Source organism: Pseudomonas sp. M1 (genome assembly GCF_022760135.1).
Taxonomy (GTDB): Bacteria; Pseudomonadota; Gammaproteobacteria; order Pseudomonadales; family Pseudomonadaceae; genus Pseudomonas; species Pseudomonas citronellolis.
In genome coordinates this window covers 5499420-5524698 of the sequence record NZ_CP094343.1, presented here as the reverse complement: position 1 = coordinate 5524698, position 25279 = coordinate 5499420, and the positions used below count along the sequence as shown (strand labels likewise).

The following is a 25279-nucleotide window of genomic DNA, read 5'->3' as shown; positions in this document are numbered from 1 at the left end:
TCAGGGCAGCAGGGGCAGTTCGCGGGTGACGTCGACGCCGTAGTCGTTGACCAGCGTCAGGCGCAGGCGGGCTTTGCCCGGGGCGTCGAGCGGGGTGCGTGGGCGCCACTGGGTCTGCGAGTGCGGCGGCACCATCAGCGAATCGGCCAGGGGCACGCTCTTGCCGTTCAGCAGCAGGCTGGCCTGGCGCACCACCGCGTGATAGCCGGTGGGGTTGGTGACCTGCAGGGAGCCGTCACGCAACTGAAAGGACAGCTGTCCAGCCAGGTCGTCCGGCGAGCCGGCCAGGCCCTTGGGTCGATAGAACACCTTGAGGCGGCTGTTGAACATCAGTACCAGCTTGTTGGCGTCCTGGTCGCGGACCTTGATCGCCGGCACCTGGCTGAAATTGAGGTAGAACACCGACTCGCGGTCTTGCGGCAGGCCCTCGCCGGTATAGACCAGCCGTACCATCTGCCCGGCGTGGGGCTCCATGCGGAAGATCTGCGGGCTGGCGACGAAGGGCGCATCGGCACTTTCCACGGTGGACTTCGGGTTGCCCTTGTCCAGCCAGACCTGCACCAGGTTGGGGTGTGCGTCGGTATTGGTCAGCTGGATGGTCTTTTCCCTGGCGGCGGCGGGGTAGATCACCCGCGTCCCGGTCATCACTACGCTGGCCTGTGCCTGGCCTAGGCACAGGATACCGAGCAGGGCGAGGGCAGTGGACAAGTGTTTCAGATTCGTGGACATGACAACCTCCCGCGCGCGACACAGCGCACGCCGAGACGGAGTTCGGGAATAGCGTCCGCCCGCCGTGCCATCAGCCGGCAGGCGGACGTGGGGTGCTTACAGGTAGCTGAGCGTGTACTCGGCTACCGCGGTCACGGCTCCGGCGGTGGCGCCGCCGTCTTCGGAGATGTACTGGGCACCGAACTGGTAGCTGGCGCTGGTCTCGCCGTCGGACAGCACCAGGCCGGACACCGGGGTCACGCCGTTGAGCACGATCGGCGTGGTGCCGGCAGCGTCGCTGGTCAGCTGGATGGCGACGTTGCCAGCCGGGTTACTGGCGGCGATGTTGCCCAGGTTGCCGCCAGTGGTGACGTTGTGGCCGAGGAAGTTGGTGGTGATCTGCAGGTCGCCGGTCGGTGCCTGGCAATCGCTGACGGAGATGGTGAAGGGAGTCAGGCCGGCCTTGGCGCCGGCGCCGCTCAGCTCGGTGGCGGTGACGGTGGGCAACAGCACGATGCTGTTGGTTTCGCCGTTGATGGTGGCCTGGCAGGTCTGCGCGGTGACCTCGCCCTGGAAGGTCACGGTCGGGGCGGCGAGGACGATGCCCGGAAGCGCGCCTACAGCGAAGAGCAGAGTCGAGAGTTTCATGGTGTTCACCCAGTGATCGAGATTGTCGGTGGTGTTTCCCCTCAAGGTGCGTGTCGTGGGTAGTGGAACAGCCTCTGCCCAGGCGTCGGCCCTTCTTCGGAAAACACCTACAACTATTTCCGAGTGGCCATCTGTCAGATATCAGATGTTTCTTAATCCCGATCAGTTTTGTGGGATCTAGTCGATTGATTTAGATCAATTTTTCTGGCCGTTCCGAAGCGGCGAATCGTCTCTTTCCGCCACGCCCTGGCTGACCGTTGGTCTGCCCGCCGCGTTTTTTCCGGTCCGGTGTCGATCCCTGTATGTCCGGCGCGACTATAGGTATCTGCGTCCCACCGCCGGAGGAGCCGAGGATGAAATACCTGTGCCTGATCTACCTGGACGAGAAAGCCGCCGCGCAGCTGCCCGCCCATGACTACCGCGCCGTGGTGGAAGAGTGCCTGGGCTACGAGCAGCAGCTGCGCGAGCGCGGCCAGCTGCTGGCGGTGGAGGCCCTGCAATCGGTGGACAGCGCCACCACCCTGCGCCACCGCGACGGCCAGTTGTCGGTCACCGACGGGCCCTTCGCCGAGACCCGCGAGCAGCTCGGCGGCTTCTACCTGATCGAGGCGCGCGACCTCAACGAGGCCATCCAGATCGCCGCGAAGATCCCGCCGGGGCGCCTGGGCTGCATCGAGGTGCGGCCGATCCGCGACTGGGAGCAGCACTTCGCCGCCCGGGGCTGAGCCCCGCCACCCGCCGCGGCGGCGAGCCGCGCGAAGAGGAGAGCCAAGCATGAGCATCGACAACTTCACCCTGCCGCCCGTGGTGCCCCGCGAAGACTGGCTGGCCGCGCGCAAGCGCCTGTGGCGGCTGGAGCGCGAGGCCACCCACGCCCGCGACGCGCTGAACGCCGAGCGGCGCAAGCTGCCGCTGGTGCGCATCGACAAGGACTACCGCTTCGAAGGCCCCAACGGCCCGCTGCGCCTGCTCGACCTGTTCGAGGGCCGGCCGCAGCTGATCGTCTACCACTTCATGTTCCACCGCGACCGCGGCGAGGGCTGCGAGGGCTGCTCCTTCCTGGTCGACAACCTCGGCCGCCTGGAGCACCTGCACGCCCGCGGCACCACCCTGGCCCTGGTGTCCCGCGCGCCGCTGGCGGAGATCGCGCCGTTCCGCGCGCGCATGGGCTGGCGGCTGCCCTGGTACTCGTCCTTCGGCAGCGACTTCAACTACGACTTCCACGTCACCCTCGACGAGAAGGTGGCGCCGATCGAATACAACTACCGCGACCTGGACGAGCTGCGGCGCCTGGGCCAGGACTACCACATCCAGGGCGAGCAGCCGGGCATGAGCGTGTTCCTGCGCGACGGCGACAGCGTCTACCACAGCTACTCCGCCTACGGCCGCGGGCTGGAGGCGCCGCTGTTCACCTACCACCTGCTCGACCTCACGCCCCTGGGCCGCGGCGAGGGCTGGGGCGGCATGGCCGACCTCGACGGCAAGGGCATGAACTGGCTGCGCTACCATGACCGCTACGACGACGAGCAACCGCCGCACGGCTGCTGCGCGTCCTGAGGAGGAGGAATCGCCATGGGAAGTCCCATCGACCCGGCCATCCAGCGCCTGCTGGACGGCTGGCTGGAGGCGGTACAGGCCGGCGACGTCGCGGCCATCGTCCGCCACTACAGCGACGACGTGCTGGCCTTCGACGCCGTGGCCCAGCTGCAGTTCGTCGGCCGCGAGGCCTACGCGCAGCACTGGCGCGCCTGCCTGCAGGCCTGCCAGCAGACGCGCTTCGAGCGCCACCACCTGGCGGTGGAGCAGGGCGGCGACGTCGCCTTCGGCCACTACCTGTCGTACTGCGGCGGCAAGGACGAGAAGGGCGAGGAGAAGGCCTCCTGGGTGCGGGCGAGCATAGGCCTGCGGCGGGTGGACGGGGAATGGAAGATCGTCCACGAGCATTTCTCCATTCCCTTCGACATGCACACCGGGCAACTGCTGTTCGACGCCCAGCCATGAGCCGGCCGCATGCATGACTACGCGCCGCCGTCGCTGCGCGATACGGTGGATGAAATCTACCGCCGCGAATCGCGGCGCGTGCTGGCCACGCTGATCCGCCTGCTGGGCGACTTCGACCGCGCCGAGGAAGCGTTGCACGACGCCTTCGCCGCCGCCGTGGAGCAGTGGGGGCGCGATGGCCTGCCGCATAACCCGCGGGCCTGGCTGGTCTCCGCCGGGCGCTTCAAGGCCATCGACCACCTGCGCCGGCGGGTGCGCTTCGACGCCTCGCTGGAGCAGATCGCCCGCCAGCTGGAGATCGACGCCCAGGGCGAGGAAGAGGCCGAGCATGAAGGCCTGGAGGACGACCGCCTGCGCCTGGTATTCACCTGCTGCCACCCGGCGCTGGCCGCCGACGCCCAGGTGGCGCTGACCCTGCGCGAAGTCTGCGACCTGCGCACCGAGGAAATCGCCCGGGCCTTTCTGGTGCAGCCCGCGACCATCGCCCAGCGCATCGTCCGCGCCAAGCAGAAGATTCGCGATGCGCGCATTCCCTACCAGGTGCCGGAGCCGGCCGAGTTGCCGCAGCGCCTGGCCAGCGTGCTGCGCGTGGTGTACCTGGTGTTCAACGAGGGCTACGCGGCCTCCAGCGGCGAATCCCTGACCCGCGCCGACCTCTGCGCCGAGGCCATCCGCCTGGGCCGCCAGTTGCTGGAGCTGCTGCCGGAGCCGGAAGTGCTGGGCCTGCTGGCGCTGATGCTGTTGCAGGAGTCGCGGCGTGCCGCGCGCAGCGACGAGCACGGCGAGCTGGTGCTGCTGGAGCACCAGGACCGCTCGCGCTGGGACGCCGGGCTGATCGCCGAGGGCCAGCGCCTGGTCGGCCTGGCCCTGGCCAGCCACCGCTTCGGTTCCTACACCTTGCAGGCGGCCCTGGCCGCGGTGCACGCCGAGGCGGCGGACCTGGCCAGCACCGACTGGCCGAGGATGGTGGCGCTGTACGACGCGCTGCTGCAACTGCAGCCCTCGCCGGTGGTGGAACTCAACCGCGCCGTGGCCCTGGCCATGCGCGACGGCCCCGAGGCCGGGCTGGCAGCGCTGGACGCCATCCTCGCCCGCGGCGAACTGGCCGACTACCACCTGGCCCACGCCGCCCGCGCCGATTTCTGCCGACGCCTGGACCGCCCCGCCGAAGCCCGCGAGGCGTACCAGCGCGCGCTAACGCTGACGCGCCTGGAACCGGAACGACGTTTCCTCGAACAGCGCCTGCGGGAGTTGGAAACGTAACCGCACCAAGCCCGACCACGACGTAGGGCGCATAACGCCTACGGCGTTATCCGCCGTTTGACCGTAGTCCAGGCGGCTCCAAGGCTGACCTTGGCGTGGCTGTGACCTGGGCCAAACGGCGGATAACCGCGAACGGTTATACGCCCTACGCCCAGCCCATCCTTTACGTTTGCGCCGCCATCTCCCGCAGCCGCTCCAGCGAGACGATGCGCAGCTGCCGGTAGCCCAGCTCCAGCGCGCCGCCGGCCACCAGTTCGCGCAGTTCCAGGGACAGCGTCTGGCGGCTGATGCCGAGCATCATCGCCAGCTCGTCCTGGCTGATGCGCACCAGCTGGCGCTGCTCGCCGTCGATGCTGCCGTCGCCGCGCGCCAGCTGTTCCAGGCGGCTGGCGATGCGGGCGCGGGTGGAGCGCAGCATGGCGTCTTCCAGCAGGCGGTAGACCAGGCGCGTGTGCTGCGCCTGGAGCACGCAGACGGCGCGGGCGAAGCCGTTGTCGAGCATCAGCCGGTCGAAGGTCGCCTGGTCCACGCCCAGCACCTCGCTGTCGCGGCTGGCGAGCACGTCGTGGGTGCGCGGCAGGCCGTCGAGCATCGAGGCCTCGCCGAACCAGTGGCCGGGCTCCAGCACCGCGAGGATCGCCTCCTTGCCGTCCTCGCGCAGGGTCGAGGCCTTCAGCTTGCCCTGCAGCAGGGTGAGGAAGTGCTCGCCGCGGTCGCCCTGGCGGAACACGAACTCGCCGGCGCGCAGGCGCAGGCGCCGGCCCTCGGCGGCCAGGGCATGGCGCACCGCGGGGGCGAGGCGGGCGAACCAGGGGTTGGCGTCCAGCTGTTGCAGCAGCGCTTCGGTGTCGGTCATGGGGCGGGTTCGGGCAGTGGGTCGAGGCACTTTGACCGCCTTGCCCGGCCGCTGCAAGCCATGGCAATTGTCGGGTTTCCGGCAGTCCTGCGCCACGCGCTGGCCTAGCCTGCCTGGCAACGCGGGCGGCGTGCGCCCGCAGGCCAAGGAGAACAACAAGATGAGTTTCGCAGCCAAGGTAGTGTGGATAACCGGCGCCTCTTCCGGCATCGGCGAGGCGCTGGCGCTGGCATTGCTGGAGCAGGGCGCCGAGGTGATCCTCTCCGGCCGCCGCGTCGAGGCCCTGCAGGCGCTGGCCGGACGCGCCCCGCAGCGGGCCCTGGTGCTGCCCTTCGAAAGCACCGACTACGAGCGCCTGCCGGCCCTGGTGGAGCAGGCCTGGGCCTGGCGCGGGCGCATCGACCTGCTGGTGAACAACGCCGGCGTCAGCCAGCGCAGCCTGGCCCTGGACACCGGCCTTGCGGTCTACCGCCAACTGATGGAAGTGGACTACCTGGCCCCCGTGGCCCTGACCCAGGCCCTGCTGCCGCGCCTGGTGGAACAGCGCGGCGGGCAACTGGCGGTGGTCAGCTCGGTGGCCGGCAAGGTCGGCGCGCCGCTGCGCACCGGCTACTGCGGCGCCAAGCACGCGGTGGTCGGCTACTTCGAGGCGCTGCGCGCGGAAGTGGAGGCGGCCTACGGCATCGGCGTCAGCGTGATCCTGCCGGGCTCGGTGCGCACCGCCATCGCGCTGAATTCCCTGGAAGGCAACGGCACCCAGCGCGGCCGCTCGGACACCAACATCGACAACGGCATCGACCCGGCGGTGGCGGCCCAGACCATCCTCGCCGGCCTGGCTGCGCGGCAGCATGACATCGTGGTGGCCGAGGGGATGGAAAAGCTGGCGTTGCAGTTGCGGCAGGCTGATCCGGAGAAGCTTTTTGCGTTGACGGCGCAGGAGGGGGCGCGTTTGGCGCAGCAGCGGGAGGCGTTGGGGGCTGGGGCGTCTATCGATCCGGGGGATGTGAGTCGGTTGCAGGGGTGATGTTGTCTTGCTCGCGAATGGTGCTTCCAGGGGAGTTGGGTGGCTGGGTTCTAGAGCGCCCTCTCCCTAACCCTCTCCCTGAAGGGAGAGGGGACCGTTCGGTGTGCTTGGGTACTCCTGAGTCAGCCGGCGAACACCATTCTCTCCGCTGGCACGGACAAGCCCCCTCTCCCTTCAGGGAGAGGGCTGGGGAGAGGGAGCGGAGTAAAACCACCGCACCAAAGCCACCAGCAAGCACCAACCCCCTACACCCCCAACCTCTTTGCTAAGCTGCCGGGTTTGCTAAGCTGCCGGGCGCCGCAATCCATTCGAGGTCCCGCCATGCGCCGTTCCCCCCTGCTCGCCACCCTTGGCCTGCTCGCCCTTCTCAACGCCCCCGCCGTCTTCGCCCACGCCCACCTGAAGAGCGAAACCCCCGCCGCCGACAGCACCGCCGCCGCCCCCAGGGAGCTGCGCCTGACCTTCTCCGAGGGCGTCGAGGCGAAGTTCACCAAGGTCACCGTCACCGCCACCGACGGCAAGGCCGTGAAGGTGGCCGGCATCGCCACCACCGAGGGCGACGCCAAGGTGCTGGTGGTGACCTTCGACCAGCCGCTGCCCGCCGGCGAGTACAAGGTGGAATGGCACGCCGTTTCGGTGGACACCCACAAGAGCAACGGCAGCTACGCCTTCAAGGTCGCGCCCTGAACCATGAGCCGCATCCGCCATGGATGACGCCCTGGTCTTCTGCCGCTTTCTGCACCTTTCCCTGACCCTGACGCTGTTCGGCGTGGCGCTGTTCCGTGCGGTGCTGCGCCGCCAGGAGCCCGCCGTGCTCGCTGCGCTGGACGGCCGCGTGCTGGCCGGGCAACGCATCGCCGCCGCGCTGGCGCTGCTCGGCGGCCTGGCCTGGCTCGGCCTGGTGGCGGCGAGCATGGCCGGCGACTGGTCCGCCGCGCTGGATGGGCCGACGCTGCGGCTGGTGCTGGGGCAGACCTTCTTCGGCCAGGTCTGGGCCTGGCACCTGCTGGCGAACGTCGCGCTGCTGGTTGCGCTGTGCCTGCCGCTGTCGGCGGACAACCCGCTGCGCGTGCTGCTGGCCGGCGCGGTGCTGGCCAGCCTGGCGCCGGTGGGCCATGGCGCCATGCTCGATGGCTGGGCCGGCGTCGGCCTGATGCTCAACCAGGCCCTGCACCTGCTCTGCGCCGGCGCCTGGCTCGGCGGCTTGCTGTTGTTGGCGGCGCTGCTGTACCGCGCGCCGGATTCCACCCATGGCGAGGCGCTGCGGCGCTTCAGCGGCGTCGGCTACCTGTTGGTGGCCGGGGTTGCGGCCAGCGGGTTGGTGAACGTCTGGGCGCTGGTCGGGCAATGGCCGGACCCGCGCACCTCCACCTTCGGGCTGGTGCTGACGATCAAGCTGCTGCTGGTGGCGGGGATGCTCGCCCTGGCCCTGCTCAACCGCGTGGCGCTGGCCTTCCGTGAGAAGCGCCTGCTGGCGCTGCGGCGCAGCGTGGTGCTGGAGTGGGTGTGCGGGGTGGCCGCGGTGGCCGTCGTGTCGCTGTTGGGGACGTTGTCACCGGCGGGGTAGAGGGACGCCAAGGTTGGCTCCGCGCGATGCGGGGCCAAGGTCAGGCGGAGGATAACCGCGAACGGTTATTCGCCCTACGTCAAGGTCGGGCCTGGCGTAGGGCGCATAACGCCTACGGCGTTATCCGCCGTTTGGCCTTGGTCCCCGGCAGCTCCGGGGTTGACCTGGGCGTTGGCCGAGGCCCCGGTGTATCGGCGGATAACCGCGAACAGGTGTTTCAACGCGCCGGCAGGATGACTCCGCGGCACTCGCCGAAGCCGATGCGCGGGTAGCCTTCGCGTTCGCACCAGGCGCGGAAGATCACTTCATCGCCGTCCTGCAGGAAGGTGCGCTGCTCGCCGCCGGGCAGCTGCAGCGGCTGCTTGCCGCCGAAGGTGCTCTCCAGCAGGCTGCCGAAGGCTTCCGGCGCGGGCCCGGAGAGGGTGCCGGAGCCGAACAGGTCGCCGGCCTGCAGCTTGCAACCGCCGACGCTGTGGTGGGCGACCATCTGCGCCACCGTCCAGTACATGTTCTGCGTGTTGCTCAGCGCCAGGCGCAGCGGCTCGATGCCCTGCTCGCGCATGGCGGCGGTCTGTAGCAGCACTTCCAGCTGGATGTCGAACGCGCCCTGGGCCTGGTCGTGCTCGTCCAGCAGGTAGGGCAGCGGCTGCGGGTCGCCTTCCGGGCGCGCCGGCTGGGCCTTGCGGAACGGCGCCAGGGCCTCGGCGGTGACCACCCAGGGCGACACGCTGGTGGCGAAGTTCTTCGCCAGGAACGGGCCCAGCGGCTGGTACTCCCAGGCCTGTACGTCGCGCGCCGACCAGTCGTTGAGCAGGCAGTAGCCGGCCACGTGCTGCTCGGCCTGGCCGATGCCGATGGCCTCGCCCATCTCGTTGCCCGGGCCGATCCAGATGCCCAGCTCCAGTTCGTAGTCCAGCCGCTTGCTCGGACCGAAGCCCGGGGCCTCGGCGCCCGGCGCCAGGGTCTGGCCGTTGGGCCGGCGCACCGCGGCGCCGGAGGCGACCACGGTGGAGGCGCGGCCGTGGTAGCCGATGGGCACGTGCTTGTAGTTGGGCAGCAGCGGGTTGTCCGGGCGGAACAGGCGGCCGACGTTGTTGGCGTGGTGGATGCCGACGTAGAAGTCGGTGTAGTCGCCTACCTGGGCCGGCAGGTGCAGCTGGCAGCTGGCCTGGGCCGGCAGCAGGCTGGCGCCCAGCTCCTGCATCCGCGCCTGCTGCGGGCTGCCTTCGGCCAGCAACGCCTGCAACTGCTCGCGCAGCACGCGGCGCGGGCCGGCGCCGAGGGCGAAGAAGGCGTTGAGGCTGGCGCCGCTGGCGGCTTCGGCGGCGTGGCGGGCCTCGCCTTCGAACAGGTCGGCGGCCAGCGCCGCCTTCAGGTCGAGGATGTGCTCGCCGATGGCCACGCCGCCGCGCGGCTCGCGGCCGGGGCTGCTGAACACGCCCAGCGGCAGGTTCTGCAGGGGGAAGTCGGGGTGGCCGTTGGCGGAGTCGAGCCAGCTGCGGCGGGTGTCTGCCTGGTTCATGGGGTTCAGTTCCTCTGGAAGGTCTTGGCCATGCCGCTCCAGCAGGCGTCGTAGTCGCGCTGCAGTTGCGGGCATTCGAGAGCGTAGCGGCTCGGGCGCAGCACGCGGCCGGTCTCGAACATGAAGGCCATGGTGTTTTCGATCTTGTGCGGTTTCAGCTCGGCGGCGATGGCCTGCACGGTGCTGGCGTTGTCCGGGCCGTGGGCGCTCATGCAGTTGTGCAGCGAGGCGCCGCCGGGGGCGAAGCCGTCGGCCTTGGCGTCGTAGGCGCCCTGGAGCAGGCCCATGAATTCGTTCATCAGGTTGCGGTGGAACCATGGCGGGCGGAAGGTGTTCTCGGCCACCATCCAGCGCGGTGGGAAGATCACGAAGTCGACGTTGGCCATGCCGTGGGTGTCGCTGGGCGAGGTGAGCACGGTGAAGATCGACGGGTCCGGGTGGTCGTAGCTGACCGTGCCGAGGGTATTGAACAGGCGCAGGTCGTACTTGTAGGGCACGTTGTTGCCGTGCCAGGCGACCACGTCCAGCGGCGAGTGGTCCAGCTCGCAGGCCCACAGCTCGCCGAGGAATTTCTGCACCAGCTGCACCGGCGCGTCGATGTCTTCGTAGTGGGCCACCGGGGCGAGGAAGTCGCGCGGGTTGGCCAGGCCGTTGCTGCCGATCGGGCCCAGGTCGGGGATGCGCAGGGCGGCGCCGTGGTTCTCGCAGATGTAGCCGCTGGCGGTCGCATCCAGCAGTTCGACGCGGAACTTCATGCCGCGCGGGATCACCACGATCTCCAGCGGCTCGACGTCCAGCCGGCCCAGCTCGGTGGCCAGGCGCAGGCGGCCCTGTTGCGGGACGATCAGCAGCTCGCCGTCGGCGTCGTAGAACACCCGGTCCATGGAGCGGTTGGCGCGGTACAGGTGCACGCTGACGCCGCTGGCCTGCTCGGCGTCGGCGGTGGCGGCGAGGGTCAGCAGGCCGTCGAGGAAGTCGGTGGGCTCGCCGGGGATGTCCTGGGGGTTCCAGCGCAGGCGGTTGGGGTTCACCTGGCCCAGTTCGCGGCCGGGAATCTGCCGCGCCAGGCGCTCGAAGCGCGGGTGGCTGGCCGAGGGCCTGATGCGGTACAGCCAGGTGCGCCGGGCCTCGCTGCGCGGCACGGTGAAGGCGGTGCCGGAAAGCTGCTCGGCGTAGAGCCCGAAGGGCACCTGCTGCGGCGAATTCTGCCCCTGGGGCAGGGCGCCGGGCAGGGCCTCGCTGCTGAACTGGTTGTTGAAACCCGACAGGTAGGTGAGCGATTCGGCGGACGACATGGCGACCTCGTTGTTTTTGTAATCGAATTACGAATAACGTAATTTGAACGCCGGAAGGGGTCAAGCTATAACAGCGCCTCCATCGACGAACGAGTCATTGCATGGCCATTCCCAGGGACACCGGCGACGCGCCGAAACGCCAGAAAGTGCAGGCCGCCGAAGTCGGCACCGACATCCTCAAGGGCCTGGCCGACCTGGCCCCGGCCACTTCGCTGTCGCGCCTGGCCGAGCACGTGGGCATGCCCGCGGCCAAGGTCCACCGCTACCTGCAGGCGCTGATCGCCAGCGGTTTCGCCGAGCAGGACGCGGCCACCAACCACTATGCCCTGGGCCCGGAGGCGCTGTTCGTCGGCCTGGCCGCCATCGGCCGGCTGGACGTGGTGCGCGCCGCCACGACGCACCTGAGCGCGCTGCGCGACGAGCTGAACGAAACCTGCTTCCTCGCCGTGTGGGGCAACAAGGGCCCGACCGTGGTGCAGGTGGAGCAGCCGCTGCGCGCGGTGACCCTGGTCACCCGGGTGGGCTCGGTGCTGCCTCTATTGGGCTCGTCCACCGGCCTGGTGTTCAACGCCTACCTGCCCGACGGCGAGACCGCGCCGCTGCGCGAGGAGGAGAAGGGCATGCCTGGTGCGTTGGACGAGGCGGAACTGCACAAGCAGACGGCGGAGATCCGGGCTTCCGGCTTGCACCATGTGCATGGGCTGTTGATGCCGGGGGTGAATGCGCTGTCGGCGCCGGTATTTGCGGTGGGTGAGCAACTGGCCGGGGTGGTGACGGTGGTGGGGGCGGCGAGTGCCTTTCGTGCGGAGACCCAGGGGCGGGCGGCGGAGTTGCTGAAGGAAGCGGCGGCAGCGATTACCGCGCGGATGGCGGGGCGCAGGCCGGAGTAGGGCGGATAACCGTTCGCGGTTATCCGCCGTTGGCCGGAACACCGTTGCCGGGGACGATGGCGGATAACGCCGTAGGCGTTATGCGCCCTACAGGGCCAAACAAAGCTCCGTAGGATGGGTTGAGCGAAGCGATACCCATCACCGTGGCCCGATGGGTATCGCAAGCTCAACCCATCCTACGAGAGCGCTTCGGAGCGGTGGGTCTGGCTCACTTCGTCTCCAACACCCCACGGCGAATCTGGTCGCGTTCGATCGACTCGAACAGCGCCTTGAAGTTGCCTTCGCCGAAGCCGTCGTCGCCCTTGCGCTGGATGAACTCGAAGAACACCGGGCCCATCAGGGTTTCCGAGAATATCTGCAGCAGCAACCGGCGGCTGCCGCCCTCGGAGGTGCCGTCGAGGAGGATGCCGCGGTTGCGCAGTTCCTCCACCGGCTCGCCGTGGTTGGGCAGGCGCTCTTCGAGCATTTCGTAGTAGGTCGCCGGCGGCGCGGTCATGAAGCGCATGTCCAGGCCCTTGAGGGCGTCCCAGGTCTTCACCAGGTCGTCGGTGAGGAAGGCCACGTGCTGGATGCCCTCGCCGTTGAACTGCATGAGGAATTCCTCGATCTGCCCGGCGCCCTTGGAGGATTCCTCGTTGAGCGGGATGCGGATCATGCCGTCCGGCGCGGTCATGGCCTTGGAGGTCAGGCCGGTGTACTCGCCCTTGATGTCGAAGTAGCGGATCTCGCGGAAGTTGAACAGCTTCTCGTAGAAGTCCGCCCAGTAGGCCATGCGCCCGCGGTACACGTTGTGGGTGAGGTGGTCGATGATCTTCAGGCCGGCGCCTTTGGGGTGGCGGTCCACGCCCTCGATGAACTCGAAGTCGATGTCGTAGATCGACGAGCCCTCGCCGAAGCGGTCGATCAGGTACAGCGGCGCGCCGCCGATGCCCTTGATCGCCGGCAGGCGCAGTTCCATCGGCCCGGTGGGGATTTCCACCGGCTGCGCGCCCAGCTCCAGGGCGCGGGCGTAGGCCTGGTGGGCGTTCTTCACACGGAAGGCCATGCCGCACACCGAGGGGCCGTGCTCGGCGGCGAAGTAGGCCGCCAGGCTCTTGGGCTCGTTGTTGAGGATCAGGTTGATCTCGCCCTGGCGGTACAGGTGCACGTCCTTGGAGCGGTGGCTGGCCACCTTGGTGAAGCCCAGGCTGGCGAAGATGGGTTCCATCACGCCGGGGGTGGGGGAGGCGAATTCGATGAATTCGAAGCCCATGAGGCCCATGGGGTTGTCGAAGAGGTCTGCCATGTTCGTGTTCCTCGCGGTGGACGCGCTTCTTCTTGTGCGCGTCCGGGATTCGGAAAGTCGTGGGGAGTCAGCTGCGCGGCTGGCGCGGCGGCGAGCAGGGCACGCCGCGTACGCTGCGGGCGAGGAAGTCGCCGATGGTGACTTTGAATCCGAGGCTGTGCATGGCGCGCTCCTCAGGCCGGCTTGTCGGCCTGGACGTCCGGGTGGGCCTGGCGGAAGGCCGGGTGCTCCAGGGCCAGGCGCTCTACCCTGAGTATGCGCGGGAATGGGCTCAGGTCCACCTCGAAGCGGCGGGCGGCGTACAGCTGCGGCAGCAGGTAGACGTCGGCCAGGCCCGGCTGCGGGCCGCAGCAGAAGCCTTGGTCGCCGATCAGCGCTTCCACGGCCTTCAGCCCTTCGCCGATCCAGTGGGCGATCCACTGGTTCACGCCGTCTTCGTCTATGCCCAGGGCGCGCAGGCGGTTGAGCACGGCGACGTTGTGCAGCGGGTGGATGTCGCAACCGATGAGCGCCGCCACGCCGCGCTGGTGGGCGCGCTGCAGGGCGTCGGCCGGCAGCAGGGCGGGCTCGGGGTAGCGTTCTTCGAGGTATTCGATGATCGCCGGCGACTGGATCAGCAGTTCGCCTTCGTCGGTGCGCAGGGCCGGCACACGGCCTTGCGGGTTCAGCGCCAGGTAAGCGCCTTGGCGGTGCTCGCCCTGCAGCAGGTTGACCGGGACGTGCCGGGGCTGCAGGCCCTTGAGGGCCAGGGCGATGCGCACGCGGTAGCTGGAGGTGGAGCGGTAGTAGGTGTAGAGGTCCATGGACTCTCACTCGCAGGCAGCGTGCGCGTCGTGGCGGGCACTGTTGTTTTCGTAATTGCCTTACACTCTGCGTAATTTTTCCGCCGAGGGCAAGCCCCCGCGCTCCTTCGGGGGCTCGCCGTGCTGCCTTCAGTCGATGCGTTCGAAGGGCAGGCCGACGTAGTTCTCGGCGATGCAGGTGCGCCCGGCCTGGGAGTCGAGGAAGTAGGCCAGTTCAGTATCGAGCATCTTCTGGGTGAAGGCGTCGTTGTCGGGGAATTTGTGCAGCATGCTGGTCATCCACCAGGAGAAGCGCTCGGCCTTCCAGATGCGCCGCAGGGCGACTTCCGAGTAACGTTGCAGCAGCTCGACGCGGCCTTCACCGTAGACCTTCACCAGGATGCGGTACAGGGCGTCGACGTCGCTGGCCGCCAGGTTCAGGCCCTTGGCGCCGGTGGGCGGGACTATGTGCCCGGCGTCGCCGACCAGGAACAGCTTGCCGTACTGCAGCGGCTCCACCACGAAGCTGCGCAGCGGGGCGATGCTCTTCTCCAGCGACGGGCCGGTGACCAGGCGCGCGGCGGCGTCGGCCGGCAGGCGGCGCTTGAGTTCGTCCCAGAAGCGCTCGTCGGACCAGTCCTCGACCTTCTCCTCCAGGCCCACCTGCAGGTAGTAGCGGCTGCGGGTGGCCGAGCGCATGCTGCTGAGGCTGAAGCCGCGCTCGCTGCTGGCGTAGATGAGTTCGTGGTTGACCGGCGGGGTGTCGCTGAGCAGGCCGAGCCAGCCGAAGGGGTAGACGCGTTCGTAGATCTTCAGCTTGTCCGCCGGGATGGTCTGCCGCGATACGCCGTGGAAGCCGTCGCAGCCGGCGATGTAGTCGCAGTCCAGGCGCGCCGTCTCGCCGTCCTTGGTGAAGGTGACGTAGGGCTTCTCGCCCTGCACCTCGTGCAGCTGCACGTCGCCGGCTTCGTAGATGCTCAGGGCGCCGCTGGCCTGGCGGGCTTCCATGAGGTCGCGGGTGACTTCGGTCTGGCCGTAGACCATCACGTTCTTGCCGCCGGTCAGGCCCTTGAGGTCGATGCGCTCGCGGCGGCCGTCCAGCACCAGCTCGAAGCCGTCGTGGGGCAGGCCCTCGGCGTCCATGCGGGCGTGGGCGCCGGCCTCGCGCAGCAGGTCCACGGTGCCCTGCTCCAGCACCCCGGCGCGGATGCGCCCGAGCACGTAGTCCGGGCTCTGGCGTTCGAGGATGACGTTGTCGATGCCGGCGCGTTGCAGCAGTTGGCCGAGCAGCAGGCCGGAAGGGCCGGCGCCGATGATGGCAACCTGGGTTTTCATTGTTGTTTTCCTCGTCGTCGCGGGCCGGGGCCTGGTCGTAGGCACGCCCCCTGGCCGCGTAGTTGTTATTGGCACCTGCATTTTTGGTGGATGAATCGCCGCGCAGAAGGCAATATCCAACAGATAACCTGGATTTTTCGTGGATAGCCCCGGCGGCCTATAAATGCACAAGACGCCCGCTTCGAATCCGGTCCCGGTGTTCCAGCTCTACGGCGAGACCCACGCCTGGCCGACACCCGACCCCCTGCACTGCGAGACCATCCCGTCGCGCAGCAGCCTCTACGACTGGGAGATCCGCCCGCACCGCCACGCCGACCTGGTGCAACTGCTCTACGTGCGCGCCGGCGAAGCCGAGCTGGAAGTGGAGGGCAGCGTCACCCGCGTGCGCGAGGCCACAGTGCAGGTCTCGCCACCCCTGTGCGTGCACGGTTTCCGCTTCACCGCGCAGATCGACGGCTACGTCCTCAGCCTGGCCCAGCCCTTCGCCGAGGAACTGCTGCGCCAGTTCGACCGCGCCGTGCTGGAGCAGCCGCAGTGCTACGCGGTGGGCGAGGACGAGCGCTACCTGAGCACCCTGTTCGACTCCATCGAGCGCGAATATTCCCGCCAGGAGCCGGGCCGCGAACTGATGCTGCGCTCGCTGGTCAGCGCCCTGCTGGTGTGGCTGGGCCGCCGCCACCTGCAGGCCAGCCATGCCGCCAGCGCCGCGCCGGACCGCGGCCGCGAGCACCTTCAGGCGTTCCGTCGGCTGGTGGAGAAACACTTGCGCGAGCACCTGCCAATCGAGCGCTACGCCGAGCTCCTGGGCATCAGCGCGGCGCACCTCAACGCCCTGTGCCGGCGCCTGGCCGGGGTCTCGGCGCTGCAGCTGATCAGCCAGCGCCTGCTGCTGGAGGCCAAGCGCAACCTGGTGTACACGGACATGACCGTGCAGGAGGTCTCCGACCAGCTGGGCTTCTCGGAGCCGGCGTACTTCTCGCGATTCTTCAAGCGCGGCACCGGGCAGTCGCCCAGGGCCTTCCGGGGTAACCGATGAACATCGACTCACGCATCAAGTTCCGCCACCTGCTGTGCTTCCTCGAAGTGGCCCGCCTGGGCAGCCTGGCGCGCGCCGCCGACCGCCTGGCGGTGAGCCAGCCGGCGGTGTCGAAGACGCTCAAGGAGCTGGAGGAAGTGCTCGACGCCAGCCTGTTCGAGCGCGGCAAGGGCGGCGCCGTGCTGACCGAGGCCGGCATCGCCTTCCTGCGCTACGCCGGGCCCTGCGTGCAGGCCTTGCGCGACGGCGTGGAGAGCCTGCGCGGCGGCGAATACGCGGCCAGCAGCGCGCGCCTGGGCGTACTTTCCACCGTGGAGGGCGCCTTCCTCCCGGAAGTGGTGCGGCGCCTGCACGCGCGCCACGGGGCGCTGGTGGTCAGCGTGGTCACCGGGCCCAGCGCGCACCTGCTCTCGCAACTGCGCGTCGGCGAGCTGGACCTGGTGGTCGGGCGCATGACCGACAGCCCGCAGATCCAGGGCCTGACCTTCGAACACCTGTACAACGAGCCGCTGACCCTGGTGGTGCGCGCCGGCCACCCGCTGCTGGGACGGCCGCTGGACGCGGCGGAGCTGGAGGCATACCCGCTGGTGCTGCCCACCGCCGGCACCACCATCCGCAAGCGCGTCGACAGCCTGTTCGTCGAGCACGGCCTGCGCCAGTCGTCGCGGCGCCTGGAAACCCTCTCGCTGAGTCTGAGCCGGCGCTACGTCGACGACAGCGACGCAGTGTGGATGGCGCCGCTGGACGCGGTGCGCGCGGCCCTGGGCAAGGGCGAGCTGGCCGAGCTGGCGCCGCAGCTGCAGGAGGCCGGCGGCTCGGTGGGCATCTGCAGCAACGCCTCGCTGCCGCTGTCCCTCGGCGCGCACTGGTGCCAGGAGGTGCTGCGCGAGGTGGGCCAGGAGTACCGCGAAGGGGTTTATCCATAACCATCTGGTTAAGGATGGCGGGCAGCTTTTCAATTTTCCTACGCGCCGAGCTGGCGGAAACTGCGGAGCACATGCCTGGTGCCCTACAGGCTCCTATAACTCCAACAACAGGAGACCGCCATGTCCGAAGTGGACAACAGCCGGTTCGTCATCCGTGACCGCAACTGGCACCCCAAAGCCCTCACCCCCGACTACAAGACCTCCGTCGCCCGCTCCCCGCGCCAGGCGCTGGTGAGCATCCCGCAGTCGATCTCCGAGACCACCGGCCCGGACTTCTCGCACCTGAAGTTCGGCGAGCACGACAACGACCTGCTGCTCAACTTCAACACCGGCGCGCTGCCCATCGGCGAGCGTATCGTCGTCCACGGCCGCGTCGTCGACCAGTACGGCAAGCCGGTGCCCAACACCCTGGTGGAAATGTGGCAGGCCAACGCCGGCGGCCGCTACCGGCACAAGAACGACCGCTACCTGGCGCCGCTGGACCCGAACTTCGGCGGCGTCGGCCGCGCCATCACCGACAGCGACGGCCGCTACATCTTCCGCACCATCAAGCCCGGCCCCTACCCGTGGCGCAACGGCCCCAACGACTGGCGCCCGGCGCACATCCACTTCTCCATCAGCGGCCCGTCCATCGCCACCCGGCTGATCACCCAGCTGTACTTCGAGGGCGACCCGCTGATCCCCATGTGCCCCATCGTCAAGTCGATCGCCAACCCCGAGGCGGTGCAGAGCCTGATCGCGCGCCTGGACATGGGCATGGCCAACCCCATGGATTGCCTGGCCTACCGCTTCGACATCGTCCTGCGCGGCCAGCGCCAGACCCACTTCGAGAATCGCTGAGGAGCTTCGCCATGCCCGTTCAACTGCTCCCCGAAACCCCCTCGCAGACCGCCGGCCCCTACGTGCACATCGGCCTGGCCCTGGAAGCGGCCGGCAACCCGACCCGCGACCTGGAAATCTGGAACCAGATGGCCAAGCCCGGCGCCGCCGGCGAGCACATCCTGCTGCTGGGCCACGTCTACGACGGCAACGGCCACCTGGTGCGCGACTCCTTCCTGGAGTTCTGGCAGGCCGACCACGAAGGCAACTACGACAGCCGCTACGACGCCGAGAAGGCGTTCAACGGCTTCGGCCGCACCGCCACCACCTTCGATGCCGGCGAGTGGACGCTCAAGACCATCAAGCCGGGCGTGACCAAGGCCGCCGACGGCCGCCCGCAGGCGCCGCACATCAACGTGTCGCTGTTCGCCCGCGGCATCAACATCCACCTGCAGACGCGCCTGTACTTCGAGGACGAGGCCGAGGCCAACGCCAAGGACCCGGTGCTCAACCTGATCGAACAGGCGCCGCGCCGCGAGACCCTGGTGGCCCGCCGCTGCGAAGTGAACGGCCAACTGGCCTATCGTTTCGACATCCGCATCCAGGGCGAAGGCGAGACGGTGTTCTTCGACTTCTGATGCGTTCCGGCGCCTGAACGGGCGGGCCGCGCGAGCGGTCCGCCCGTCGGCGTTCACGGCATGGCGTAGGCTGTGCCTGATGACGAAGAAAACTGGAGCCCTTGCGTGAGCAACCGACTTTTCGACGCCTACTTCACCCAGCCGGCGATGCGCGAGCTGTTCTGCGACCGCGCGCGCCTGCAGGGCATGCTCGACTTCGAGGCCGCCCTGGCCCGCGCCGAGGCGCGCTGCGGGGTGATCCCGGCCAGCGCGGTGGTGCCCATCGAGGCCGCCTGCCGCGCCGAGCTGTACGACTTCGACGCCCTGGCCACGGCCATCTGCAGCGCCGGCAACTCGGCCATCCCCATGGCCAAGGCGCTGGGCCGGCAGGTCGCCGCGACGGACGTGGAGGCCGAGCGCTACGTGCACTTCGGCGCCACCAGCCAGGACGCCATGGACAGCGGCCTGGTGCTGCAACTGCGCGCCGCCGTCGGCCTGCTGGAAGACGACCTGGCGCGCCTGGGCGCGGCCCTGGCCGAGCAGGCGCGCCAGCACGCCTACGTGCCCATGGCCGGGCGCACCTGGCTGCAACACGCCACCCCGGTGACCCTGGGCATGAAGATCGCCGGCTGGCTCGGCGCGGTCACCCGCCACCGCGAGCGCCTGGCCGAACTCAAGCCGCGCCTGCTCAGCCTGCAGTTCGGCGGCGCCTCCGGCAGCCTGGCGGCGCTGGGCGACGACGGTTTCGCCGTGGCCGAGGCGCTGGCCGAGGAGCTGCGCCTGCAACTGCCGGAACAGCCCTGGCACACCCAGCGCGACCGCCTCGTCGAGTTCGCCGCCTGGCTCGGCCTGGTGGCCGGCAGCCTGGGCAAGCTCGGCCGCGACCTCAGCCTGCTGATGCAGACCGAGGCCGGCGAAGTCTTCGAGCCCTCCGCGCCGGGCAAGGGCGGCTCCTCGACCATGCCGCACAAGCGCAACCCGGTGGGCGCCGCCGTGCTGATCGGCGCCGCCACCCGCGCGCCGGGCCTGGTGGCGACGATGCTGAGCGCCATGCCCCAGGAACACGAGCGCAGCCTCGGCCTGTGGCACGCCGAATGGGAAAGCCTGCCGGAGCTTTGCTGCCTGGTCTCCGGCGCACTGCAGCAGGCGCTGCTGGTGGTGCCGGGCCTGGAAGTGGACGCCCAGCGCATGGCCCGCAACCTCGACCTGACCCGCGGCCTGGTGCTGGCCGAGGCGGTGAGCATCGCCCTGGCCCGGCGCATCGGCCGCGACGCCGCGCACCACCTGGTGGAGCAATGCTGCCGCCAGGCCGTAGCCGAAGGCGCGCACCTGCGCCAGGTGCTGGGCGGCAACGCCGAGGTCTGCGCGCAATTGAGCGAAGCCGAGCTGGACCGGCTGCTGGATCCGGCCCACTACCTGGGCCAGTGCCGCCGCTGGGTGGAACGCGCCCTGGAAGAACACGCGCGCCTCGGCTGAGGCGCGACAGACAAGCGAGAGAGAACCCGATGGACGAGAAACAACGCTACGAAGCCGGCATGCAGGTCCGCCGCGCGGTGCTGGGCGACGCCCACGTCGACCGCAGCCTGCAGAACCGCACCGCCTTCAACGAAGAATTCCAGGAAATGATCACCCGCCACGCCTGGGGCGACATCTGGACCCGCCCCGGCCTGCCGCGCCACACCCGCAGCCTGGTGACCATCGCCATGCTCATCGGCATGAACCGCGAAGGCGAACTGAAACTGCACCTGCGCGCCGCCCGCAACAACGGCGTGAGCCGCGAGGAGATCAAGGAAGTGCTGCTGCAAAGCGCGATCTACTGCGGCATCCCGGCGGCCAACGCCACCTTCCACCTGGCGGAGGAAGTGTGGAACGAGCTGGGGACGGAGTCGCTGGAGGGGGGAGCTTGATCTAACGGCGTATAACCGCGAACGGCCCTACGCTATGGCGCTTTTCGTAGGAGCGAGCTTGCTCGCGAATGGTGTCTACCTTCGGCGATGGAGTATCAGAGGGATTCCGGCCCCCTCTCCCCAGCCCTCTCCCTGAAGGGAGAGGGGGCTTGTCCGTGCCGAGAGGAGGAATGGTTTCAGCCGGTAATCACTGTGCTAGCCGGCTAACGCCGAAGTATCAGTATCTGCCCAACGGTCCCCTCTCCCTTCAGGGAGAGGGTTAGGGAGAGGGCGTTCTTGAGGATGCGCTCCGGACCTCCCGGTAGAACTCCATTCGCGAGCAAGCTCGCTCCTACAACCACCAATCCCCCTCACGGCATCTGATCCACCACGAAATCCGCCTTCGAACGCGCCTCCAACTCCGCAACTGCCGGCTAACTCCAGCGTTCCCGTTTCTGCCCAACGGTCCCCTCTCCCTTCAGGGAGAGGGTTAGGGAGAGGGCGCTCTTGAGGGTGCACGCCGAACCGCCCGGTAGAACTCCATTCACCAGGCGTAGGGCGGATAACGTTCCACGTTATCCGCCGCTTGGCCATGGTTCCCGGCGGCTCCGGGGCTGACCTTGGCGTTGGCTGTGGCTTCGGTGTAGCGGCGTATAACCGCGAACGGTTATACGCCCTACGGCATCCGATCCGCGACGAAATCCGCCTCCGAACGCGCCTCCAGCTGCCCCTTGCGGCAAGCGCGCTGGAACCGCTCGAAATCCCGCTCGTTCTGCAACGCATAAGCCTTGGCGTAATGCACCAGCGCATCGTTCAGCGCATCGCTCTTGCCGATGTAGCCGGCGATCCGCGCCGCCTGGCCGCCGGACTTGGCGTGGGCGCAGGCCAGGGCCCGGCCGCACACGCGGGCGTAGGCGAGGAAGGCGTTTTCGTCGAAGGTCTCCAGTTCCGCCGAAACCTTCATGTCGCGCAACTGGCGCACGTAGAAGTGGCGGCCGCCGGGGCCGGTGGTCCAGCCGAGGAAGAGGTCGCTGGCCGACTGCATCAGGCGCTGGCCGTCCACCACCCGCTGGCCCTGGTGGCGGGTGCGCAGCTTGCTGCGCACGTAGCCGGCCAGCACCGAGGGACGGGCTTCCTTGTACTGCAGGAACAGCGGCTGTTCCTGGGCGTCGATCAGCAGCGCCACCAGGCAGCGGGTGCCGACGCTGCCCACGCCTACTACCTTGAACACCAGGTCCTGCACCTCGAAGCGGTCGAGCAGGTCGCGGCGGTCGGCCTGCAGGGTGGAGCGGTAGTCGCGCATGAAGGTGTCGTGCAGGTCCTGCCAGTGCTCCAGGTCCATCCAGTCGTCGTCCTTGTCCAGCAGCGAGGTCGAGGCGTGCAGGTGGAAGATTTCCGGCAGGTCGTCGCGAATCTGCAGGCGGCCCTTGGCGTCGCGCTCGGCGATCTTCGGCAGCAACTCGGCGTGGGTGCGCCGGTTGGCCTTCTCGATGGCGCGCTGCACGTGCTCGCGCAGGTCCTTTTCCTTCTCCTGCTCCAGCGCCACCTCGTAGTCGATGCGCCCATACCACAGCTCCAGGGCGCCCATCTCGGCGCACTCGGCCATGTTCTGCTGGTAGGAGGCGACCAGCTCGTGGCAGGCGTTCTCTTCCACGCTCTCGCCGTGGCGCAGGTCGCGGGCGGCGATCAGGAAGCTCGCCACCAGGCGCTTGAGGTCCCATTCCCAGGGGCCGGGGTGGACCTCGTCGAAGTCGTTGACGTTGAACAGCAGGTTGCGCTCGGGGGAGGCGAAGCCGCCGAAATTCATCAGGTGGCAGTCTCCGCAGATCGGCAATTCCATGCCCATGTCCGGGGTGCCCGAGAGGTCGTGGGCCTGGAGCAGGGCGCTGCCGCGGAAGAAGGTGAAGGGCGACACCAGCATGCGCCCGTAGCGCAGCGCCACCAGCGACTGCACGCGGCCGGCGCTGGAGGCCTCGATCAGCGGCAGCGGGTCGCGGTCGATTTTCCCGGGTTCGGCGTGGCTGCTGCGCGGGCACTTGTCGCGGGCGTCCTTGCCCTGTTTGCGGAGTTCCTTGATGTCCATCGTTCACCTCCAATCCCGGGACCATGAATTCGAGCTTAGAGGCTGGCCGGGGGCCTGCAAGTCGGCGCCTTGGGCTGGCCTGGAAAGGGCATTTCTGCGATGGTCGCGGCGTCTCGTCGTCAGGAAGCGTCCATGTCCGCCATCGCCATTGTGCTCGCCCGTCCCGCCAAAATGCCCTGGCGCGCCCTGGGCATCGCCCTCGGCCTGCTGGCCCTGGCCGGCTGCAGCTCGCAGTCCGCCCGCCAGGCGCCGGAGCCGACGCCGGCGCAGGTGCGCGCCACCCTGGCGCAACTGCTGCCGGCCAAGGTGAGCGACCGCAGCGGTTGGGCCACGGACATCCAGGCGGCCTTCGCCGCCCAGCGCATCCGCCCGAGCACCGAGAACCTCTGCTCGGTGCTGGCGATCACCGAGCAGGAATCCAACTTCCAGGCCGACCCGCAGGTGCCGGGCCTGGGCCGCATCGCCCGCGGCGAGATGCAGAAGCGCGCCGCGCGCCTGCACATCCCCAGCTTCCTGCTCGACGCCGCCCTGGCGCTGAAGTCGCCCACCGGCAAGAGCTACAGCCAGCGCCTGGACGCGGTGCGCAGCGAGCGCGAGCTGAGCGCCATCTTCGACGACTTCATCGGCATGGTGCCGCTCGGCCAGCAGCTGTTCGGCCGCTTCAACCCGGTGCGCACCGGCGGGCCCATGCAGGTCAGCGTGGCCTTCGCCGAACAGCACGCCGAGGGTTACCCGTACCCGCTGAAGGGCAGCGTGCGCCAGGAAGTGTTCAGCCGCCGCGGCGGCCTGTACTTCGGCATCGCCCACCTGCTGGGCTACCCGGCGGACTACCAGCGGCCGCTGTACCGCTTCGCCGACTTCAACGCCGGCTGGTACGCCAGCCGCAACGCCGCCTTCCAGCGCGCGGTGAGCCTGGCCACCGGCATCCCGTTGGCGCTGGACGGCGACCTGATCCGCTACGACTCCAGCGCCGCCGGCGCCACCGAACTGGCGGTGCGCACCCTGGGCCCGCGCCTGGGTCTGAGCGACAGCCAGATCCGCCGCGACCTGGAGCAGGGCGAGCGCGCCGAATTCGGCGAGACGAAGCTCTACGCCAAGGTCTTCGCCCTGGCCGAGAAGAACGAAGGCAAGCCCCTGGCCCGGGCGGTGCTGCCGGGCATCACCCTGCACAGCCCGAAGATCACCCGCAACCTCACCACCGCCTGGTTCGCCCAGCGGGTGGACGAGCGCTACCAGCGCTGCCTGGCACGGGCGGGGAAGGGTTGAGATAGCGCACGTCGCGTGACGCTCAGGCGCGGCCCAGGCGCGCGAGCAGGGCAGCCTTCACCGCCGGCCACTCGTCGTCGATGATGCTGAAGCGCACCGAGTCGCGCTTGCGCCCGTCGGGCATGATCCGCTCGTGGCGGACGATGCCCTCCTGCACCGCGCCCAGGCGCAGGAGGGCGGCGCGGGACTTCTCGTTGAGCACGTCGGTGGTGAACTGCACGCGCACGCAGTGCATGACTTCGAAGGCGTATTCCAGCAGCAGGAACTTGGCCTCGGTGTTGATCGCCGTGCGCTGCGCCGAGGCGGCCAGCCAGGTGTGGCCGATCTCCAGCTTGCGGTTGGCGCGGTCGATCTTCCACAAGCGCGTGCTGCCGACGATGCGCCCGCTGCGCCGGTCGCGGATGGCGAAGGGCAGCACCGTGCCGGCGTCGCGCCCGGCCAGGGCCTTGTCCAGGTAGGCGTCGATGCTGCCCGGCCCCGGCACCACCGTGACCTTGAGCTTCCACAGCTCGCCGTCGGTCGCCGCGGCGAGGAGTTCGCCGGCCTGTTCGCGGGCCAGGGGCAGGAGTTCGGCGTGCTCGCCGGTGAGGCGTAGCTGGGGCTCGGGGGCGGTCATGGCGGTTTCCTTGGCTGGGCCCCCGAGCTTGCCGCGTTCGGGCGCGGAAGCAAAGCCGCACGCTAGACGTGGCTCAGCTGCAGGTCATGGATGATGCACACCGAACCGTCCGTGGCCAGGGTGGCGCTGGTGTAGTCGACCTGGTTGTACACCCCGCCATGGAAGTCGAAGGCGTGGCCGGCCCAGTCCGGGTCGAGGGTCATGGGCGCGAGGTTGGAGGTGCGCCCGTCGCAGCTGGCCTGCACCGTGATCACGGCCGAGGCGGTGGCGTGGATGAGGATGCTGAAGCGCGCGCCCAGCGGCACCTTGTCCAGCACCGTGCTGCTCACCGGGTCGGGCTGGTCGAAGTGCTGACGAAAGCCCAGGGTGATCTTGCCCTTGTTCCAGAACACCTTGACCACCGGGCTGTCGTCGTTGAGCACGTGCATCTGCGAGATCACCACCTTCTGCGCCGAGTTCACCCGCGTCAGCGTCATCTCCTGGCGGTTGCTGTGCTCGCGCGCGCTTTCCAGCAGCCAGTACTTCGCCTCCTTCCATTCGCAGCGGGTGCGCTGGGTGCTCTTGCTGGATGCTCCGAGGGTCGGCGCGGTGAACTGCACGCTGCCGTCGGGCAGGCGTGTGACCAGCTCCGGGTACTGCTGCAGCGCCTGGCTGCCGGGGATCTCCAGGGCCACCGGGTTGGTGGCCGAGCGGGGGACGGGCAGGCCGATGGTCAGGTTGTCGATGTTCACGCTCATGTCGTCAGTCCTCTGCTGTGGGAAGGGCGCAAGCGAAAAGGCAGGCGCGGGGCCTGCCTGATGGATGCGACTGACGACGGCGGCGAATGCTCAGGATTTCCGCATGAGCGGTAGCCC

The 25279-nt window shown here is 69.0% G+C and carries 26 protein-coding genes; 15 read left to right on the top strand and 11 right to left on the bottom strand.

Annotated features, from left to right (window positions below; all coding sequences use genetic code 11):
* A complete protein-coding gene (locus PM1_RS24445; protein ID WP_009618020.1) occupies positions 1–729 on the bottom strand; it encodes a fimbrial biogenesis chaperone in 729 nt (242 codons plus the stop codon).
* A gap of 96 nt (positions 730–825) precedes the next feature.
* The gene (locus PM1_RS24440) at positions 826–1356 is read right to left on the bottom strand and encodes a fimbrial protein (protein WP_009618021.1); all 531 of its coding nucleotides are present in this window, start codon (positions 1354–1356) and stop codon (positions 826–828) included.
* A 353-nt stretch (positions 1357–1709) separates the two neighbouring features.
* Between PM1_RS24440 and PM1_RS24435 the strand changes: the two genes are divergently transcribed.
* The 4 genes from PM1_RS24435 to PM1_RS24420 are packed head-to-tail and all read left to right on the top strand — an operon-like array spanning position 1710 to position 4620.
* A complete protein-coding gene (locus tag PM1_RS24435; RefSeq protein ID WP_009618022.1) occupies positions 1710–2081 on the top strand; it encodes a YciI family protein in 372 nt (123 codons plus the stop codon).
* Positions 2082–2130: 49 nt separating this feature from the next.
* Positions 2131–2913: a DUF899 domain-containing protein gene (locus PM1_RS24430; protein ID WP_009618023.1), complete on the top strand. Its 783-nt coding sequence runs from the start codon at positions 2131–2133 to the stop codon at positions 2911–2913.
* A 15-nt stretch (positions 2914–2928) separates the two neighbouring features.
* Entirely contained in the window at positions 2929–3357 is a 429-nt protein-coding gene (locus tag PM1_RS24425) for a YybH family protein (protein WP_009618025.1), read from the top strand.
* A 9-nt stretch (positions 3358–3366) separates the two neighbouring features.
* On the top strand, positions 3367–4620 hold the full coding sequence (locus PM1_RS24420; protein ID WP_009618027.1) for an RNA polymerase sigma factor: 1254 nt from the start codon (positions 3367–3369) through the stop codon (positions 4618–4620).
* A gap of 163 nt (positions 4621–4783) precedes the next feature.
* Here PM1_RS24420 and PM1_RS24415 read toward each other — a convergent pair whose 3' ends face one another.
* On the bottom strand, positions 4784–5476 hold the full coding sequence (locus PM1_RS24415) for a Crp/Fnr family transcriptional regulator (RefSeq protein ID WP_009618028.1): 693 nt from the start codon (positions 5474–5476) through the stop codon (positions 4784–4786).
* Positions 5477–5636: 160 nt separating this feature from the next.
* On the opposite strand from PM1_RS24415, the gene PM1_RS24410 reads away from it, so the two are divergent.
* From PM1_RS24410 to copD, 3 genes are all read left to right on the top strand, one after another.
* On the top strand, positions 5637–6500 hold the full coding sequence (locus tag PM1_RS24410; protein WP_009618029.1) for an SDR family NAD(P)-dependent oxidoreductase: 864 nt from the start codon (positions 5637–5639) through the stop codon (positions 6498–6500).
* Positions 6501–6821: 321 nt separating this feature from the next.
* Complete coding sequence (gene copC / locus PM1_RS24405) at positions 6822–7187, top strand: copper homeostasis periplasmic binding protein CopC (protein ID WP_009618030.1); 366 nt, start codon at positions 6822–6824, stop codon at positions 7185–7187.
* A 19-nt stretch (positions 7188–7206) separates the two neighbouring features.
* Positions 7207–8067: a copper homeostasis membrane protein CopD gene (copD, locus tag PM1_RS24400; RefSeq protein ID WP_009618031.1), complete on the top strand. Its 861-nt coding sequence runs from the start codon at positions 7207–7209 to the stop codon at positions 8065–8067.
* A 217-nt stretch (positions 8068–8284) separates the two neighbouring features.
* Here copD and fahA read toward each other — a convergent pair whose 3' ends face one another.
* On the bottom strand, positions 8285–9589 hold the full coding sequence (gene fahA, locus PM1_RS24395; protein WP_009618033.1) for a fumarylacetoacetase: 1305 nt from the start codon (positions 9587–9589) through the stop codon (positions 8285–8287).
* A 5-nt stretch (positions 9590–9594) separates the two neighbouring features.
* The gene (hmgA, locus tag PM1_RS24390) at positions 9595–10884 is read right to left on the bottom strand and encodes a homogentisate 1,2-dioxygenase (protein WP_009618035.1); all 1290 of its coding nucleotides are present in this window, start codon (positions 10882–10884) and stop codon (positions 9595–9597) included.
* A 101-nt stretch (positions 10885–10985) separates the two neighbouring features.
* Here hmgA and PM1_RS24385 point away from each other — a divergent pair, with 101 nt between their 5' ends.
* Complete coding sequence (locus PM1_RS24385) at positions 10986–11774, top strand: IclR family transcriptional regulator (RefSeq protein ID WP_009618036.1); 789 nt, start codon at positions 10986–10988, stop codon at positions 11772–11774.
* 208 nt (positions 11775–11982) lie between these two features.
* Here PM1_RS24385 and hppD read toward each other — a convergent pair whose 3' ends face one another.
* From hppD to pobA, 3 genes are all read right to left on the bottom strand, one after another.
* Positions 11983–13059, bottom strand: coding sequence for a 4-hydroxyphenylpyruvate dioxygenase (gene hppD, locus PM1_RS24380; protein ID WP_009618038.1), 1077 nt, complete (start codon positions 13057–13059; stop codon positions 11983–11985).
* A 173-nt stretch (positions 13060–13232) separates the two neighbouring features.
* Positions 13233–13862, bottom strand: coding sequence for a maleylacetoacetate isomerase (maiA, locus tag PM1_RS24375; protein ID WP_009618041.1), 630 nt, complete (start codon positions 13860–13862; stop codon positions 13233–13235).
* Positions 13863–13991: 129 nt separating this feature from the next.
* The gene (pobA, locus tag PM1_RS24370; protein WP_009618043.1) at positions 13992–15176 is read right to left on the bottom strand and encodes a 4-hydroxybenzoate 3-monooxygenase; all 1185 of its coding nucleotides are present in this window, start codon (positions 15174–15176) and stop codon (positions 13992–13994) included.
* A gap of 163 nt (positions 15177–15339) precedes the next feature.
* Here pobA and PM1_RS24365 point away from each other — a divergent pair, with 163 nt between their 5' ends.
* The 6 genes from PM1_RS24365 to pcaC all read left to right on the top strand — a co-directional run bounded on the left by PM1_RS24365 (position 15340) and on the right by pcaC (position 20481).
* Complete coding sequence (locus tag PM1_RS24365) at positions 15340–16212, top strand: helix-turn-helix domain-containing protein (protein ID WP_009618052.1); 873 nt, start codon at positions 15340–15342, stop codon at positions 16210–16212.
* Entirely contained in the window at positions 16209–17138 is a 930-nt protein-coding gene (pcaQ, locus tag PM1_RS24360) for a pca operon transcription factor PcaQ (protein ID WP_009618054.1), read from the top strand. The genes PM1_RS24365 and pcaQ overlap by 4 nt, the downstream gene beginning before the upstream one ends.
* A gap of 120 nt (positions 17139–17258) precedes the next feature.
* The gene (gene pcaH / locus PM1_RS24355) at positions 17259–17978 is read left to right on the top strand and encodes a protocatechuate 3,4-dioxygenase subunit beta (protein WP_009618056.1); all 720 of its coding nucleotides are present in this window, start codon (positions 17259–17261) and stop codon (positions 17976–17978) included.
* 11 nt (positions 17979–17989) lie between these two features.
* Positions 17990–18595: a protocatechuate 3,4-dioxygenase subunit alpha gene (pcaG, locus tag PM1_RS24350; RefSeq protein WP_009618058.1), complete on the top strand. Its 606-nt coding sequence runs from the start codon at positions 17990–17992 to the stop codon at positions 18593–18595.
* A 105-nt stretch (positions 18596–18700) separates the two neighbouring features.
* Positions 18701–20050 (top strand): 3-carboxy-cis,cis-muconate cycloisomerase, encoded by a 1350-nt coding sequence (locus PM1_RS24345; RefSeq protein WP_009618061.1) that lies wholly within the window; start codon positions 18701–18703, stop codon positions 20048–20050.
* Positions 20051–20079: 29 nt separating this feature from the next.
* Positions 20080–20481, top strand: a complete 402-nt coding sequence (gene pcaC / locus PM1_RS24340) for a 4-carboxymuconolactone decarboxylase (protein ID WP_009618062.1) — start codon at positions 20080–20082, stop codon at positions 20479–20481.
* Positions 20482–21136: 655 nt separating this feature from the next.
* On the opposite strand, the gene PM1_RS24335 is transcribed toward pcaC, so the two are convergent.
* Positions 21137–22543: a DUF2252 domain-containing protein gene (locus PM1_RS24335; RefSeq protein WP_009618063.1), complete on the bottom strand. Its 1407-nt coding sequence runs from the start codon at positions 22541–22543 to the stop codon at positions 21137–21139.
* 171 nt (positions 22544–22714) lie between these two features.
* On the opposite strand from PM1_RS24335, the gene PM1_RS24330 reads away from it, so the two are divergent.
* Entirely contained in the window at positions 22715–23809 is a 1095-nt protein-coding gene (locus PM1_RS24330; protein WP_024128182.1) for a DUF1615 domain-containing protein, read from the top strand.
* A 22-nt stretch (positions 23810–23831) separates the two neighbouring features.
* Here the strand turns inward: PM1_RS24330 and PM1_RS24325 are convergent, their stop codons facing one another.
* Positions 23832–24425 carry a GNAT family N-acetyltransferase gene (locus PM1_RS24325; protein ID WP_009618065.1) on the bottom strand — a complete coding sequence of 198 codons (594 nt, stop codon included), beginning with the start codon at positions 24423–24425 and terminating at the stop codon, positions 23832–23834.
* 62 nt (positions 24426–24487) lie between these two features.
* Entirely contained in the window at positions 24488–25162 is a 675-nt protein-coding gene (locus PM1_RS24320; RefSeq protein ID WP_009618066.1) for a polysaccharide lyase family 7 protein, read from the bottom strand.
* Positions 25163–25279 lie beyond the last annotated feature (117 nt).

Excerpts from the sequence above, each read along its gene's own strand:
- PM1_RS24445 (WP_009618020.1), bottom strand. The coding sequence starts at position 729 with ATGTCCACGAATCTGAAACACTTGTCCACTGCCCTCGCCCTGCTCGGT.
- PM1_RS24440 (WP_009618021.1), bottom strand. The coding sequence starts at position 1,356 with ATGAAACTCTCGACTCTGCTCTTCGCTGTAGGCGCGCTTCCGGGCATC.
- PM1_RS24435 (WP_009618022.1), top strand. The coding sequence starts at position 1,710 with ATGAAATACCTGTGCCTGATCTACCTGGACGAGAAAGCCGCCGCGCAG.
- PM1_RS24430 (WP_009618023.1), top strand. The coding sequence starts at position 2,131 with ATGAGCATCGACAACTTCACCCTGCCGCCCGTGGTGCCCCGCGAAGAC.
- PM1_RS24425 (WP_009618025.1), top strand. The coding sequence starts at position 2,929 with ATGGGAAGTCCCATCGACCCGGCCATCCAGCGCCTGCTGGACGGCTGG.
- PM1_RS24420 (WP_009618027.1), top strand. The coding sequence starts at position 3,367 with ATGCATGACTACGCGCCGCCGTCGCTGCGCGATACGGTGGATGAAATC.
- PM1_RS24415 (WP_009618028.1), bottom strand. The coding sequence starts at position 5,476 with ATGACCGACACCGAAGCGCTGCTGCAACAGCTGGACGCCAACCCCTGG.
- PM1_RS24410 (WP_009618029.1), top strand. The coding sequence starts at position 5,637 with ATGAGTTTCGCAGCCAAGGTAGTGTGGATAACCGGCGCCTCTTCCGGC.
- copC (WP_009618030.1), top strand. The coding sequence starts at position 6,822 with ATGCGCCGTTCCCCCCTGCTCGCCACCCTTGGCCTGCTCGCCCTTCTC.
- copD (WP_009618031.1), top strand. The coding sequence starts at position 7,207 with ATGGATGACGCCCTGGTCTTCTGCCGCTTTCTGCACCTTTCCCTGACC.
- fahA (WP_009618033.1), bottom strand. The coding sequence starts at position 9,589 with ATGAACCAGGCAGACACCCGCCGCAGCTGGCTCGACTCCGCCAACGGC.
- hmgA (WP_009618035.1), bottom strand. The coding sequence starts at position 10,884 with ATGTCGTCCGCCGAATCGCTCACCTACCTGTCGGGTTTCAACAACCAG.
- PM1_RS24385 (WP_009618036.1), top strand. The coding sequence starts at position 10,986 with ATGGCCATTCCCAGGGACACCGGCGACGCGCCGAAACGCCAGAAAGTG.
- hppD (WP_009618038.1), bottom strand. The coding sequence starts at position 13,059 with ATGGCAGACCTCTTCGACAACCCCATGGGCCTCATGGGCTTCGAATTC.
- maiA (WP_009618041.1), bottom strand. The coding sequence starts at position 13,862 with ATGGACCTCTACACCTACTACCGCTCCACCTCCAGCTACCGCGTGCGC.
- pobA (WP_009618043.1), bottom strand. The coding sequence starts at position 15,176 with ATGAAAACCCAGGTTGCCATCATCGGCGCCGGCCCTTCCGGCCTGCTG.
- PM1_RS24365 (WP_009618052.1), top strand. The coding sequence starts at position 15,340 with ATGCACAAGACGCCCGCTTCGAATCCGGTCCCGGTGTTCCAGCTCTAC.
- pcaQ (WP_009618054.1), top strand. The coding sequence starts at position 16,209 with ATGAACATCGACTCACGCATCAAGTTCCGCCACCTGCTGTGCTTCCTC.
- pcaH (WP_009618056.1), top strand. The coding sequence starts at position 17,259 with ATGTCCGAAGTGGACAACAGCCGGTTCGTCATCCGTGACCGCAACTGG.
- pcaG (WP_009618058.1), top strand. The coding sequence starts at position 17,990 with ATGCCCGTTCAACTGCTCCCCGAAACCCCCTCGCAGACCGCCGGCCCC.
- pcaC (WP_009618062.1), top strand. The coding sequence starts at position 20,080 with ATGGACGAGAAACAACGCTACGAAGCCGGCATGCAGGTCCGCCGCGCG.
- PM1_RS24335 (WP_009618063.1), bottom strand. The coding sequence starts at position 22,543 with ATGGACATCAAGGAACTCCGCAAACAGGGCAAGGACGCCCGCGACAAG.
- PM1_RS24330 (WP_024128182.1), top strand. The coding sequence starts at position 22,715 with ATGCCCTGGCGCGCCCTGGGCATCGCCCTCGGCCTGCTGGCCCTGGCC.
- PM1_RS24325 (WP_009618065.1), bottom strand. The coding sequence starts at position 24,425 with ATGACCGCCCCCGAGCCCCAGCTACGCCTCACCGGCGAGCACGCCGAA.
- PM1_RS24320 (WP_009618066.1), bottom strand. The coding sequence starts at position 25,162 with ATGAGCGTGAACATCGACAACCTGACCATCGGCCTGCCCGTCCCCCGC.